The organism is Peribacillus sp. NPDC046944, from assembly GCF_050272735.1.
GTDB lineage: Bacteria > Bacillota > Bacilli > Bacillales > DSM-1321 > Peribacillus.
The window spans coordinates 46,028-61,228 of record NZ_JBNNML010000010.1; the positions used below are offsets into that span (position 1 = coordinate 46,028).

Sequence of the window (15,201 nt, forward strand, 5' to 3'; positions counted from 1 at the left end):
TCCGCTTTGCCCTTTTTGGATATAATGGAATGGAAAGAAGGTGAACATGATGCTTAATAAGCTTAAACATACATTCCCAAACTCCCTTTCAGATAAAAAGGATGCACAGGACATCTCGGCATATTTCTGGTTGGAAGATCCATTCGGCCATACAATTGGCATTCCCCGCTCAGACATATCGGCGGAGGAAATCCGTTTGCTTACGCTACTCTTTGACACTCCATCACTCCAAAGTCCAAACACCTCCACTACCCAAACTACTTGGAATGATTTTTTATTTGGGCCGCGTGCCTCCCAGCCCCTAACGAACTGGGAGAATGTCCGGTTCACCTACTTTAACCTTGCCCATGGGGATTTTTCACACGATCATTTCGAGGAAGCGATTCTCTCATTCGTACCATCCGATTCCATCCTGGTCTGGGAGAATGAAACGGCGGGAACCTTAATTGAATCAGACATGGATGAACCCTTATCGACGCATGATTTTCTCGCCATCTCATCCACACTCGAGAGTGACTTTTACGTAAAGATCAGGGTCTATGCCGGTCGATTTCACCCTGTCGATGCGGACCTTCATCACCATCTGATACAAGAGAGAAAATGTTTCACACTTTCTTTGCTCCATCTATCCGATGTTAAGGTGACGGAATTACCCAATATTATCCCCTACGCACTCATGAATGCCTGTACTGACATGGATAAAAGATGGTACATCAATGAATTGCTTGGCAAGACGCGGCAGGATCATGAATTGATCAAAACGGTTAAAACGTATATCGAATGTAATTCCAACGCCTCATCGGCAGCTAAACAACTTTATATCCATCGGAACAGCCTGCAATACAGGATAGATAAATTCGCTGAAAAAACAGGACTGGATGTACGGAATTTCCCGCATGCTTTGGCTGCCTACCTCCTCATTCTCTTAAATGAGAAAAAAGGATAATTATCCCTTTTGTGCAGTGTGCCCATATTTATTTCAGCATTGATAGAGTAGACTATAAATATCATTACGAATTTAGGAGTTTAAGAGGAGGAATAGTTCATGGCAGAGTTAGTATTGGATCATATCTTCAAGATTTATGATAATAAGGTGACAGCCGTTAAAGACTTCAACCTTAGCGTGGCCGATAAGGAATTCATTGTTTTCGTCGGACCCTCGGGGTGTGGAAAGTCGACCACTTTAAGGATGATTGCCGGCCTTGAGGACATCTCCCAAGGGGATCTTTTTATAGATGGCAAGCGGGTCAATGACGTGCCTCCAAAAGATCGGGACATTGCGATGGTTTTCCAGAACTACGCTTTATATCCTCATATGACCGTCTATGACAATATGGCTTTTGGACTGAAGCTAAGGAAAACGCCGAAGAAGGAAATCAAGCAACGCGTCCATGATGCTGCCAAGATCCTTGGACTTGAAGACTTCTTACAACGGAAGCCTAAAGCCCTTTCTGGCGGGCAGCGCCAGCGTGTGGCACTTGGAAGGGCCATTGTCCGGGATGCCAAAGTCTTCTTGATGGATGAGCCCCTTTCCAACCTTGATGCAAAACTTCGGGTACAAATGCGCGCAGAAATCGCGAAACTGCACAAACGGATCAACACAACAACCATTTATGTCACCCATGACCAAACAGAAGCCATGACCATGGCCACACGGCTTGTAGTCATGAAGGATGGTATCATCCAGCAAGTGGGCGCACCGAAGGATGTCTATGAAAAGCCTGTAAATGTTTTCGTAGGCGGATTCATCGGCTCACCTGCCATGAACTTCTTTACGGGTACCTTGCAGGATGGATTCATTCAAATTGGGGAGCAAACACTTGAGGTGCCTCCTTTCAAAATGGATACGCTTCGTAATCAAGGCTATATCGGAAAAGACATCATTCTTGGCATCCGGCCTGAGGACTTTCATAACGAAGAAACGTTCATTTCCGCATCGCCCACTTCAACATTCACGGCTCAAGTCGATGTGGCCGAGCTAATGGGTGCCGAAATCATGCTCTATTCGACATTCGCCGGACAGGACTTTGTTGCCCGGGTGGATGCCAAACATATCATCCAGGCTGGTGATGCCATTGACCTGGCCCTTGATATGAATAAAATCCATTTCTTCGATAAAGAGTCCGAGCAACGCATTTTTGACGAAGAATCAGAAATGGAAGGCAACCAGCAAACGAAGATGGCTTAAGTAATACTTTTTGATTTTGATTTGCATACAAATGGGGGAAGCCTTATCGACCAAGGCTTCCCTCAACTTATTTCTCAAATCGAACCAATGTCTTTTCAGGCATTTCAATCGAATCAACATTCAATGTATCCATTTTTAACGTTAACTCACCTACTCGTTTTTCTTTCTCCTCCCCTACCCAGCAACTATACAATTCGAAATACTGATCTTTTTCAAGATAGTCATTCATCATTTCGCATAATGCTGTAAGCTTCTTTTTTGATTCAAAACACTGGCTTGGACTCATATCTTTTGAAATTTCAATTCCCCAGTCGGATGACACTTCATAAACAAACTGTGCCGTGAATTGATACTTTTTCACATGTTGTTTGTCGTACTTACTTGAAAAACAATCTCCAATCTGAATTAAGGCGTTATGCTCTTCATCTTCACTAAGACGGAGTTCCACGTTACACCCAATATAGCTCGCTAAACTCACATTACATGCTCCTTTATACTCCTCTTTTCCTCGATATATGGACGATCCGCCGAACTATTCTATTCCAAAAACTTACCTCATCCACTTCTATCGACCCGCTCCACGTTTCTTTTTTCAGCTTCATTATCCTGCGTCTAATCGCCTGCCTACCACGAAGCAATAAGACTTTAAAATATGGCATTCACGTTCATCACTTCATAACGATTCATGAGGTAGTCCTCCCATCCAAGGTAGGGATCTTAATTAGCCCAACGCTTCTTCAACATTCCATTCAATTTTTCAGATCCGAACAGCATGGCCATCACATAAACCAGAGCAAAGTACGGAAATACATCAAGCGTAGTGTACGAAGCAATTAACCCTAGAAAGGGCGGCAAAAGGGTGGTCCCCGTGTATGCCACAGCCATTTGATACCCTATGATGGACGGTGAATGGGTTTTACCGAACCTGGCGGGGGTCTCATGAATCATGCAAGGATAAATGGGGGCCAGGCCCAATCCGACTATAACAAAACCGACAAGCGACATCGTAACCGGCAAGGGCAGGATAAGGAGTACCGTCCCAATAAGTGCTGCAATCTGTCCTAATCGGATCATGAGCTGATGGTTGGTGACCTTCAAAAGAATAAATCCTGTTATAATCCGTCCTAGCATAATACCTGTATAGAAAAAAGAGACCCCTTGAGCGGCCAAAGCAGCTGACATGCCCTTGCTATTCACAAGATAGCTGCTTCCCCACAGTCCTAGTGTTGATTCAACGCCGCAATAGAAAAAGAACGTGAACAACGCATACTTGACTCCTTTGATTTTTAGCGGCTTTTCCTTGGATACCCGTTCTTCCGAGTAATCCGGATTCACTGTGCTACCTTCATCGATTGGCACCCTCTGAGAGACTAGATTCCATAATGGGAGGGTTAACACGAGTAAAAGGGCTAGGGTGAACTGGATATAGGAAATGGTTACATAACCAGCTCTCCATGTGCCTTGATTAGCCATATTATAAGACATCATGATTGGGCCTATGCTTGCCCCCACTCCCCAAAAGCAATGAAGCCAGTTCATATGATGGGCTTTATAATGCAACGCCACGTAGTTATTCAGGGCAGCGTCGATAGCTCCTGCACCCAGTCCCAAAGGGATCGCACAGATAATAAGCCAAGCCAGAGAGGGAGAATAGGCAATGCCAAATAAGGCCACCGCTGTCAGGGCCACACTTATACACGTGACCTTTCCCGTCCCCAGTCGTTTATTTAGCCAGCCGCTAGCCAGGCTTGAGAAAATGGTCCCCGCTGCAACAATCATATAAAGTAAGCCTGCAGTCTCCAGTGGCTGGTCATAATCAGACTGCATGACCGGCCAGGCAGCACCCAGTAAGGAATCTGGAAGACCCAGGCTTATGAAAGCCAAGTAAATCATAACCAATAAGAGCATTGCCAAGGATACCACCCTACTTTCCATTCTCCACGAATAACTCACTACCATAACATTATACGGCGAGACAAGCCCACTATCCCTCTATTTTTCCACTATGAATTTCCAAATCCAAGTTTAGGTAACCTCCTTTTCATGAAAAAATGATCCACATAAAAAAGAGACTTCTCATTTTTTTATGAAAAAGTCTCGATCATTAATTATTCTTAGATCTCACCCTATTATTCAAGAACTCTATTCCTGTACCAAAATCACTTCATCGTGTCCGCAGTTGGGGCACTTCATAATATGCGGGCATTGTCCCTTTTGAAGGGATTCGGGAAAACCGTCATTTTTTTTCAATGTATCAATATCCATATAAGCACTGTAATCATCGGCATAATCCATCAATTTCCCTTGATCTTCAAGGTCACTACTGCATTTAGGGCATTCTAAATGCATTTTTCTAAGACCATTGCATAGTGGACATAAAGACATGACCATTCCTCCTGTTCGATTTATCTAGTTTAAGTATTCGTTTATTCCATCATTTTAACACATTAAAACATCCTCCCTACATGCGAGGAAGGATGCTTACCTGTTGATTATTTATTGACCATGTTAGCAGGGTCAACCCATGCTTTGAATTCATCTTCCGTTAGGAATTCAAGTTTCAACGCCGCTTCTTTCAAAGTGGAGTTGTCTTTGAATGCAGTTTTCGCAATTTTAGCCGCTTTTTCATACCCGATATGTGGGTTCAATGCCGTTACGAGCATAAGAGAACGATCAACATTTTCTTTTATCTTATCTTCATTCGCTGTAATTCCTACCGCACAGTTATCATTGAAGGAATGAATGCCATCTGTCAATAATTTAACGGTTTGCAGGAAGTTGTAAATGATGACCGGTTTGAAAACGTTCAATTCAAAGTTCCCTTGGCTTGCTGCAAAACCGATTGTAGCATCATTTCCGACAACTTGTGTCGCAATCATTGTCATTGCTTCACATTGGGTCGGATTCACTTTACCTGGCATGATGGAGCTGCCTGGCTCATTTTCAGGAATGGCGATTTCACCGATTCCGCTTCTTGGGCCACTTGCCAGCCATCTAACATCATTGGCAATCTTCATTAAATCAGCAGCCAACGCTTTAAGAGCACCGTGTGCATAAACAATTTCGTTATGGCTTGTTAAAGCATGGAACTTATTATCCGATGTGACAAATGAATGTCCTGTATCCGCTGCGATTTGTTTAGCAGAAAGTGCCGGGAATTCTTTTTTCGTATTGATTCCAGTCCCAACAGCCGTACCGCCCAATGCAAGGTTCAATAATTTTTGGCTACTTTCTTCGATCATCGCCAAATCTTTATCAAGCATTGCTTTCCAACCGGAGATTTCTTGGCCAAGAGTTAGTGGTGTCGCATCCTGAAGATGGGTCCGTCCAATTTTCACGACATCCCAGAATTCTTTTTCTTTGGCTTCGAATGTGTCACGAAGCACTTTAATGGCCGGTACCAATTTTTCGGCAACTTCCATATAAGCTGCGATATGCATGGCTGTCGGGAATGTATCGTTAGAGCTTTGCGCTTTGTTAACATCATCATTCGGGTGAAGCATCTCAGTTTCGCCTTTTTCCTCTAACCATTTATTCCCTTTGTTTGCGACCACTTCATTCACGTTCATATTACTTTGTGTGCCGCTACCAGTTTGCCAGACGACAAGTGGGAAATGTTCGTCAAGCGTACCTTCAAGGATTTCACCACAAATTTTAACGATGGCATCCTTCTTCACTTCTGAAAGATCGCCAAGTTCAAAGTTCACTTTTGCTGCCGCTTGTTTTACGTAAGCAAATGCATGGACTAATTCAATCGGCATTTTTTCATAACCGATTTTGAAGTTATTACGGCTTCTTTCCGTTTGTGCACCCCAGTACTTATCAGCAGGAACTTTTACTTCCCCCATTGTATCTCGTTCGATTCTAAATTCCATGTGTTCTCCTCCTATATTCGCACTATCCACTGAGAAACAATATGTATATGTAATGAATAATGACGTTTTATATGATCCCCTATATATTGTACAAACATTATTATTGTAAAGCAAAAAAAACGGAACACAAATGACCTTTTCCTTCAGAAAAGTCCGTTTAATCTGAATCCGGTTCTATTACTCTGTTGAATTCGTAATTTTATAATGATAAATCTGATACATGTTCCATAATAGCTAGTCCCAAATAACCGTCTATTAGGAATGTCCTTGACAGAATCCTATATTTATAGTAAATTCAAAAGAAATTGAATAATCAAAACTCTTATCGAGAGAGGTAGAGGGAATGGCCCTATGACACCTCAGCAACCTTCATTTGTTTCAAACCAATGAAAAGGTGCTAATTCCACAAGTTTGTGTAACTTGGAAGATAAGAAGAATGACTCTATCCTACTTATTCAAGTCTTCTTCTTAAAGAAGACTTTTTTTATTTTATTTAACTAAAAGGAGCAGTGAAAAATTATGTACAAAACAGAAACCTATCTTGCTCAGCTTGGAAACCGCAGTGAAACGGCGACAGGAACGGTCAATCCGCCCGTTTACTTCTCGACGGCTTTCCGTCACGAAGGAATTGGTCAATCAACAGGATTCGACTATACACGAACAGGAAACCCTACACGCCAGCTATTGGAGCAATCGATCGCCAAACTAGAACATGGCGATCAAGGATATGCATGTAGCTCGGGAATGGCTGCCATTGCCACCATCCTTTCCTTATTCAAATCAGGGGATGCATGGATCAGTAGCGAAGATTTATATGGCGGTACATATCGTTTATTAGAGCATGGCTTTAAAAAATGGGGGCTACAATGCGAATATGTCAATACATGTTGCCTGGAGGATATTGAAAAAGCAATCACCCCTCAAACAAAGGCCATCTTTATTGAAACTCCCACAAACCCTCTTATGCAGCAAACGGACATTCCAGCCGTCGCCGCTCTTGCCAAACAATACAATTTACTATTGATTGTTGACAATACTTTTTACACGCCGATCATCCAACAGCCCCTCTTACTTGGTGCTGACATCGTGATTCACAGTGCAACGAAATATCTAGGTGGCCATAATGACGTGTTGGCCGGCTTGATTGTGGCAAAAGGCGCCGAGTTATGTGAGTCCCTTGCTTTCCACCATAATGGTATGGGTGCGGTATTGAGCCCATTTGATTCGTGGCTGTTGATGCGCGGGATGAAAACCTTGGCACTGAGAATGGAGCGTCATGAAAAGAACGCCAAGGTTATCGTTGATTATTTGACGGAACATGAAAGTGTAACGGATGTTCTCTATCCTGGTCGTGGCGGCATGATTTCATTCCGGGTCAATGATGAAACGGTGGTCAACCCATTTCTACAGTCCCTTTCATTGATTTCATTTGCCGAAAGCCTTGGTGGCGTCGAAAGCTTCATCACGTATCCGGCGACACAGACACATGCCGATATGCCTCTTGAAGTTAGAACGGCAAATGGAGTTTGCAATCGACTCCTTCGATTCTCTGTCGGCATCGAGGACAGCGGAGATTTAATCGAAGACCTGCAGCAGGCATTTGCTCAAGTAAAAAAGGAGGCAATACGATGACAAACCAAGAATTCAGTTTTGAAACCAAATTACTACACAATCAACATAAATTCGATCCAACAACAGGTGGGGTGAGTGTTCCGATCCAGCATGCTTCCACCTTCCATCAAACCGACATTGATCAATTTGGCAAATACGATTACAGCCGGAGCGGGAATCCGACGCGAGAAGCACTGGAAGATATCATTGCGGAACTGGAAGAAGGCACGCGCGGATTCGCTTTTTCATCCGGGATGGCTGCCATTTCAACGGCTTTCCTCCTGCTTTCTGCCGGTGACCATATCGTCATCTCTGAAGATGTATACGGAGGCACATTCCGAATGGTAACAACCGTGCTGTCCCGTTTTAACATCGAACATACCTTCGTGGATATGACGGATCTTGAGAGTGTAAAAGCGGCCATCCAGCCAAATACGCGAGCAATCTATATTGAAACGCCTTCCAATCCCTTGCTTAAAGTAACCGATATTAAAGCGGTATGTGATATCGCCAAAAGCATTGGCGCATTAAGCTTTGTAGACAATACATTCCTGACGCCTGCCCTCCAAAAGCCGTTAAACCTCGGGGCCGATATTGTCCTGCACAGTGCAACGAAATTTTTGTCTGGACATAGTGATGTCGTAGCAGGCCTTGCCGTCGTAAAAGACCCGGACCTTGCCGATAGAGTTGGTTCCCTCCAAAACTCTTTTGGAGCGGTGCTCGGTGTTCAGGATGCCTGGCTTGTGATGAGAGGTCTGAAAACCCTATCCGTCCGGATGGAGCACTCTCAAAAAGGTGCTGAAAGAATTGCGGAATATTTAAAACAGCAACCGTTAGTGAAAAACGTGTATTACCCTGGTCTTTCCGACCACCCACAACACGGCATCCAGGGAAATCAAGCCAGGGGAGCGGGAGCTGTTCTATCATTCGAATTGGAAAGCGAAGAAATTTTCCGCTCGTTCGTAAACCATGTCGAGTTACCCGTGTTTGCTGTAAGCCTCGGGGCCGTCGAATCGATTCTATCTTACCCGGCTAAAATGTCCCATGCGGCCATGCCTGCAGAAGAAAGGGAAAAACGCGGCATCACGAACAGCTTGCTTCGCTTGTCCGTCGGTTTGGAAAATCCTGATGATTTGATCAGGGACTTTGATTTAGCCCTTAAGAAAAGTGCAGAAAGACAGGCCGTTTCTACTAAATAATCGGATTGAGCACTGAGCTATTGGTTAAATAACGAGGATAAGAAGAATGAGTTTGTAAAATACCGAGAATTTGTTTACAAGGAAATGTAATCTATATGAGCAAATGAGAAAGAAGAGGAGCAAATGCCCCTCTTCTTTCTCATCCTACATATTATGAATCTATCCAGCCATCCCCTTATTAGGTCCAGCCTGCAGTTCATACATTTGATAGTATTTCCCCTTTTGTTCCATCAACCCTTCGTGTGTCCCCTGTTCCACTATCCGCCCTTTATCCAATACGAGAATCTGGTCGGCATTCTTGATCGTAGATAATCGATGCGCGATGATGAAAGTCGTTCTTCCTTTTTTCAACACTTCCATGCCTTCTTGGATGATGGCCTCTGTTTCCGTATCGATGCTCGCCGTTGCTTCGTCCAAGATCAAAATCGCCGGATCGAATGCCAGGGCGCGAGCAAAGGAAATCAGCTGTCGTTGTCCCGAGGACAATGTCCCACCTTTTTCAATCACCGGTTCATCAAGCCCTAATGGCAAATGCCGCAACACTTTATCTCCACCAACATCCTTTAACGCTTTTTCTATGGTGGCCCTTGTGATCCTTTCCTGGCCTAGACTGATATTGGAAGCAATCGTTCCCGTGAATAAGTAAGGATCCTGAAGGACGATTCCCATATGTTCCCTTAAGGTTTGATGGGGAATATCCAAAATATCCTTTCCATCAATCTTAATGGATCCCTCATTGCTGTCATAAAAACGGAACAGTAAATTCATGATGGAACTTTTCCCTGAACCAGTATGGCCCACCAATGCGACCGTTTCTCCCTGACTAGCTGAAAAGGATATATCCTTTAAGACATATTCATTTTCCTTATAGCCAAACGATACATGTTCGAATGCCACATTGCCTTTATATCTGGGATTGTTTCGATCGCTGACTTGAATGCCCGGCTCATCCAACAGACTGAAAGCCCTCTCCCCCGCAACCAATGCCTGTTCTAGGTTCGCGAACTGATTGACGATTCCATGTAACGGATGAAGCAGTCGGCTGATCAAGTCGACGATGGCATACATCATCCCGAGTGAAACGGCTGAGGTCGCTGTAAGAGACATCCCGCCAAAATACCATACAAATGCGATGAGTGCGATAACCTTGATGACTCCAATCAAGTTTCCCCCCGTCAAGGAATTCAAATGAAGCATCTTGTTTTGATAAAAGTAATGATCTCGGTTCAAGGTTTCAAATGACTGTTTCGTTTCCTTTTCACGTCCGAATGCTTGAATGATATTCATTCCTGAAATCGATTCATTGATCATCCCATTGATATCACTGACTCGTTCCCGAATGATATGATTATATTTCGAGGCGAATTTACGATATACCTTCGTCCAGATAATAATGATGGGAACAAGTAGGAGACCCATGAGACCCGCACGTGCATCCAAAATGTATAAGGCAATGAGTACACCGATGATGTTGATCGTACTCGAAAAGAAATTGGCCAGGACGGTTACATATAATTCGCGGATGGCCTCTGTATCATTTGTGACCCTGGCAACGACCTTACCAGCAGGCATATTGTCAAAATAGCGGATTGGCAAACGGGAAATGTGGGTGAAAATATCATTTCTCATCCGCTGGATAATCCGGTTGGCGGCTTTCTGTAAATAAAAGCTCTGTCCGTATTGAAAGACGGAGGAAATGAGGACTAGACCGAAATAAAAAGCGACGAGTCCCAATATCCTTGGAATTTCCGGTTGATAAAACCCCATCAATTCCTGGGTTGATAAGGGTTCAAATGCCGTCCTCGTTTCTTTTCCGCCTTTTTCAATGACTAATGTATTTCCATCTAAACTGCGGCGCCCATCCACCGGGACCGCTTTATCGACGAAGACGAATTGGCTACCAACCTGTAGCACCCGGACCTCTTTCCCTTTCTCTTCCCCTTTTGAAAAATAGGCATCCCTTTTGTACCAGTGATTTTCGTATTCCACGGCATCTTGCCCTTTTTCCGTTTCATGCCAAGATGATTCGATTCCCATTATATGAGAATCGATGATTTTTTTAGCGACGAATGGACCGCTTAAATCGGCGGCAACGGAAAGGGCCAGCATGATCAGTGCTCCGATGATTATCTTTTTGTAAAGGGAAGCATATTGAACGAGTTTTTTTACAACCTTCATGCCCCGACCTCCGTTCCTTCATTAACTTGTTGCCGCTCATATTGCTCCTTATACCAGCCTTCTTGCTTGAGTAAACTTGCATGTGTTCCCTCTTCGATAATCGTCCCATTGTCGAGGACGATGATATGGTCCGCATGTTGAACGGCCGATAAGCGGTGGGTCGTGATGATTGTCGTTTTCCCCGACCGTTCATTTTGGATATTTTTGATGATCGTCGTTTCCGTTTTAGCATCCACGGCTGAAAGGGAATCATCCAGAATCAGGACTTCCGGATTTTTAATCAAGGCTCTTGCTATCGATATCCGCTGTTTCTGTCCTCCTGATAGAGCGACCCCCTTTTCACCGACGAGCGTTTCAAGCCGGTTAGGTAGCATCGTTACATCCTTCTCGAAATCTGCAAGTCGGATTGCTTCTGCAAGCTCTTCTTCCGAGGCATCCAGTTTTCCGAAGAGGATATTATCTTTCACGGACCTTGAAAATAAAAAGTGATCCTGTGGGACATACCCGATTTTGCCGCGGACATCCCCGAGTTCAAGCTGTTCAATCGGCATTCCCGCAAATACGACTTCCCCGCTTCCCAGTGGGTATTCCCTCAGCAATTGCTTCACGAACGTCGTTTTCCCGCTTCCTGTTTTACCGACAATCCCTAAAGTGCGGCCTTGTTCCAGTTGAACCGATATATCAGACAGATTCACCACTTTTGAAGAAGGGTAGGTAAAACTCACTTGGTGAAACGCGATATCATCCCCGTTCAAAGATTGCCCGGGCTTCAATGGATTTTTCACATCGGCTTCATAGGAAAGGGTATCTTGAACACGGTCTAAAGATGCATTCCCCCTTTGCATGACATTGATTAATTCGCCTACGGCAATCATTGGCCAAATCAACATGCCTAGGTATACGTTGAATGATACAAGGCCTCCAAGCGTGATGGCTTGTTGAAAAACAAGGTACGCTCCGTATCCAAGGCCGATTAAGTAACTAATGCCGATGATGATGGTGATCGTCGGATCGAAAAGGGCATCGATCTTTGCCACTGCCAGGTTTTTGCGATAAACATTCTCCGTCATCTCATCAAATCTCTTTTCATCTTCCCTTTCCTGGACGTATGCACGTATGACACGCACGCCGGAAATGGACTCCAACACTTTGTCATTCAGCTCACCAAATGCTGATTGTGCATCCGTAAATCGCTTATAAATTTTCTTCACATAAATCTGCATCATGAGGGCCATGATGGGTAGGGGCAGTATAGCCGCGATCGTCAGCTGCCAACTGACGGTCACGCCCATCATGATGACGACCATGAATGTGAAGACGACCGAGTCGACCAGTGTCAATATTCCGAAACCAGCCGTTTGCGAGATGGCTTTTAAATCATTGGTCGCCCTTGCCATCAGATCACCAGTACGGTTTTTCTCGTAAAAGGTCGGTGTCATCTTCAATAAATGCCCCATGAATCCAGACCTGATCTTCCTTTCGACCAAATTCCCGCCACCAAATAAAAGGTAACTCCATAAGTATCCAAATAAATAGCTGACACACATAAGAACAAGCAAATAAGTAACATACCGCACCAAGGCATCTTGGGTCATATTGCCATTGTTCATATCATCGATGGCATTCCCAATGAGCCGTGGGGGGATGACTTCCATTACATTTACCAAACATAAAAAGATAATAGCCAAGGTATACCGCCGCCACTGCTCTTTAAAGAACCAGCTCAGCTTCTTGAATATCGCAAACATGAATTCCTCCTCCTTATGTAGTCACCACCAAGGTTGATTGGCCACTATTTGGCTCTCCCGCTCGAAGCAGATATCCCAAAGCTTTGCCCCCCTTGACCTTCCTCCTCTTACACGTGTATACGGAAAGGATACTGGCCTGCCCACAATGCTCTCTAAACAGGAAAAGCTCCCGCATCATTTAGCAGAAGCTTTCAATATGCGTAAGAAAACGCATCAAAAAGCAGGCCGCGAATATCCACAACCTGCGCACATGCTATCCAAAGAAACATATAAGTCTATTACTTATATAGACAATGTTTCGGGCCAGGCTGACGTATGAAAATATACGATCATTGCTTCTTTTTGCTTATCGAATTTCGTCATGACGTCCTCCTCCTTTCAAAGATACATTGGAAATAATTAACTTGTTTTTAAAGATTACTACGGGTGTATATTTTTGTCAATTGTGACTTTTCTAGATTATTGTTGAATAATCATTTATCCTATAGGGATAACGTAACCCTAAAGGAGGTTCATTCTATGAATTGGAGAAGCTATATACTACTGGCTGTTCCATTTTTATTACTATCCATTTTCATTGCATTTGTCGTTCCCGAAAAATACAGTCCGTTAGCTTTCATTCCAGTTGGGCTTTTCTGGGTCGTCTACTATATCATCATGTATTTGAATAAGAAGAAAAAGAACCGTTGATCTAGTACGATGGCTCTGCAGGAGCAACGCCCCTTTCTTGACTGCTCTGCATATACTAACCGAAAAACATTCGTGGTGATTGTATGTTCTCGCAATATGTGCAGAAGCTGTTTTGTGGAGCTCCACAAAAGATTCAACCCGTCTTGGATGCCGGGAATTTCGATGCATTGAAATCCAGATTGGAACTCGAGCTTAAGCAGCCTGCGGAAGAATCCATCATTTTCTTTCCTGAAGAATCCTCCCTTATAAAAAACATCCGGGCCGAGACTGCGGCCCAGAACCGGAATAACGTGACCAGGACTCAAGCTTACCTTTCCTATTACAAGCGAAACCCCGAGGTGCATTGGTCTTTTTTAGCTCATATGGTTTCTAGGAACGGTGGCTATCATATGACGGACTTGGCCAGTTCTTCCATGACCCATCTTCTCAACAGCGAGGATCGGCAAAAATTCTTCCTTTTCCTAGAACGGGCAAATTCGGCCATTTTTGCCGATGCCTTTCCACAGCTCCTTTTATATGAAAAGGCCAAGCAAAAAAATATTCCCTTAAGGAAATATTTGCGGATCTTCCATATCTCCAACTTCATGGCCCCCATATGGGAATCCTTTATCCATGAGCCCCATTCTCCACTTTTAACAAACGCCCTCATTATCAATGAACAAAGGATGATGGAAGAACGCGTATTGAAACGCTCCCGTCATGGTGAAATCCTCCGGAGGCTCGATTTCCGGCTACAGGAACTTTTAGGCTTTACGACGGTGCTCTTTCCTTATGCATACCAGAAAAAGCGCTATTCATTAACCGGCCTGACCGTTTCGCGATTTGCTGATCCCCTTCAACGAATCAAGACCGGCAAGACCCTATACCAGCTTCTCTTTCAGCACCCCATGATCCTCCAAGGTGTCGAGCAATTCGCAACCAATCATCCCCACACCGCTTCCCGGGCAGACTATTGGGATGATGTGTATACCTCTACATCCATTTCCGGAGTGGAATCGAAGGTATACAGCCCAACCCTCCCCACCGCCTGGAGTGATCGTCCGGTTTTCCCTTTGCCCCGGACTGATTGGTTTACGAAAGAAGCCTTCATTTATGATTTACAAGACTTGCCGTTTGTTCAAAAGGTGGACCTGACAAGCAAGGTGTTAGAAAATGTCCAACACTTAAAGACCATCAATGAACTGAAATCTTTCATTTGAATCCATGCCTCTCATTACGAATACAACCCCCATCATTTGGAAACAATGAGTACCAAAAAGAAGGGGAGAAACCAAATGAGAGGCATTGTACTGATGAATCCGAATCACGCCATAGGAGACTTACATCCGAGTGAGAGTTTTGCAATCCAAAAAATCATGACGGACAAGTATATAGAAGAAAAGAATATTTCCCCGGTCATACTGAACCCATATCAGCTCTATCCGTATTACACCATCCCTCATGTACTTCTCTTTAACCTGCAGAATAAACAAGTAAAGCGAATTGATTGCCTTGTCCTGCATTCAATCGAAACAATGGAACGTTTTATCACGATTTATCCTGAAAAGTGGCTTGAACTTTTCGGATATTTCAATGAAGTAATCAGCGTATCCGACCGTATGAGTTATTCGCTAACACCAAAGGGAAAAGAAGCCAATTAGGCATTGCTGGCATTCCGTATATTCCTTATAATTCCTTAAGAAGGGAAATTCGCAGTTAATTTGGCGGCGTTC

Annotated in this window: 13 protein-coding genes and 1 riboswitch; of the genes, 7 read left to right on the forward strand and 6 right to left on the reverse strand. The window is 44.0% G+C overall.

Annotated features, from left to right (window positions below; translation table 11 throughout):
- The first annotated feature begins 49 nt into the window (after positions 1-49).
- Together ACQKIC_RS16990 and ACQKIC_RS16995 are read left to right on the forward strand one after the other, a co-directional pair.
- Positions 50-946: a PucR family transcriptional regulator gene (locus ACQKIC_RS16990; RefSeq protein ID WP_402990210.1), complete on the forward strand. Its 897-nt coding sequence runs from the start codon at positions 50-52 to the stop codon at positions 944-946.
- Positions 947-1,045: 99 nt separating this feature from the next.
- Entirely contained in the window at positions 1,046-2,188 is a 1,143-nt protein-coding gene (locus ACQKIC_RS16995; protein ID WP_427592026.1) for an ABC transporter ATP-binding protein, read from the forward strand.
- Between the two features lie 67 nt (positions 2,189-2,255).
- On the opposite strand, the gene ACQKIC_RS17000 is transcribed toward ACQKIC_RS16995, so the two are convergent.
- The 4 genes from ACQKIC_RS17000 to fumC all read right to left on the reverse strand — a co-directional run bounded on the left by ACQKIC_RS17000 (position 2,256) and on the right by fumC (position 6,063).
- Positions 2,256-2,666: a hypothetical protein gene (locus ACQKIC_RS17000; RefSeq protein ID WP_402990214.1), complete on the reverse strand. Its 411-nt coding sequence runs from the start codon at positions 2,664-2,666 to the stop codon at positions 2,256-2,258.
- Positions 2,667-2,905: 239 nt separating this feature from the next.
- Entirely contained in the window at positions 2,906-4,102 is a 1,197-nt protein-coding gene (locus ACQKIC_RS17005; RefSeq protein ID WP_402990217.1) for an MFS transporter, read from the reverse strand.
- A gap of 228 nt (positions 4,103-4,330) precedes the next feature.
- Positions 4,331-4,573 (reverse strand): hypothetical protein, encoded by a 243-nt coding sequence (locus ACQKIC_RS17010; RefSeq protein WP_402867664.1) that lies wholly within the window; start codon positions 4,571-4,573, stop codon positions 4,331-4,333.
- 107 nt (positions 4,574-4,680) lie between these two features.
- Complete coding sequence (gene fumC / locus ACQKIC_RS17015; protein ID WP_402990220.1) at positions 4,681-6,063, reverse strand: class II fumarate hydratase; 1,383 nt, start codon at positions 6,061-6,063, stop codon at positions 4,681-4,683.
- Between the two features lie 319 nt (positions 6,064-6,382).
- Positions 6,383-6,497, forward strand: a riboswitch (SAM riboswitch).
- 85 nt (positions 6,498-6,582) lie between these two features.
- On the opposite strand from fumC, the gene ACQKIC_RS17020 reads away from it, so the two are divergent.
- Both ACQKIC_RS17020 and metC read left to right on the forward strand, forming a co-directional pair.
- Positions 6,583-7,695 carry a methionine biosynthesis PLP-dependent protein gene (locus tag ACQKIC_RS17020; protein ID WP_402990223.1) on the forward strand — a complete coding sequence of 371 codons (1,113 nt, stop codon included), beginning with the start codon at positions 6,583-6,585 and terminating at the stop codon, positions 7,693-7,695.
- Complete coding sequence (metC, locus tag ACQKIC_RS17025; protein WP_402990226.1) at positions 7,692-8,873, forward strand: cystathionine beta-lyase; 1,182 nt, start codon at positions 7,692-7,694, stop codon at positions 8,871-8,873. The genes ACQKIC_RS17020 and metC overlap by 4 nt, the downstream gene beginning before the upstream one ends.
- 159 nt (positions 8,874-9,032) lie before the next feature.
- Here metC and ACQKIC_RS17030 read toward each other — a convergent pair whose 3' ends face one another.
- Entirely contained in the window at positions 9,033-11,051 is a 2,019-nt protein-coding gene (locus ACQKIC_RS17030) for an ABC transporter ATP-binding protein (RefSeq protein WP_402990229.1), read from the reverse strand.
- Positions 11,048-12,799, reverse strand: coding sequence for an ABC transporter ATP-binding protein (locus ACQKIC_RS17035; protein WP_402990232.1), 1,752 nt, complete (start codon positions 12,797-12,799; stop codon positions 11,048-11,050). Before ACQKIC_RS17035 ends, ACQKIC_RS17030 begins: the two co-directional genes overlap by 4 nt.
- 519 nt (positions 12,800-13,318) lie before the next feature.
- Here ACQKIC_RS17035 and ACQKIC_RS17040 point away from each other — a divergent pair.
- From ACQKIC_RS17040 to ACQKIC_RS17050, 3 genes are all read left to right on the forward strand, one after another.
- Positions 13,319-13,489, forward strand: coding sequence for a hypothetical protein (locus tag ACQKIC_RS17040; protein ID WP_402867658.1), 171 nt, complete (start codon positions 13,319-13,321; stop codon positions 13,487-13,489).
- An 83-nt stretch (positions 13,490-13,572) separates the two neighbouring features.
- A complete protein-coding gene (locus ACQKIC_RS17045; RefSeq protein ID WP_402990235.1) occupies positions 13,573-14,688 on the forward strand; it encodes a DUF2515 family protein in 1,116 nt (371 codons plus the stop codon).
- A 75-nt stretch (positions 14,689-14,763) separates the two neighbouring features.
- On the forward strand, positions 14,764-15,129 hold the full coding sequence (locus ACQKIC_RS17050; RefSeq protein ID WP_427592027.1) for a hypothetical protein: 366 nt from the start codon (positions 14,764-14,766) through the stop codon (positions 15,127-15,129).
- Positions 15,130-15,201 lie beyond the last annotated feature (72 nt).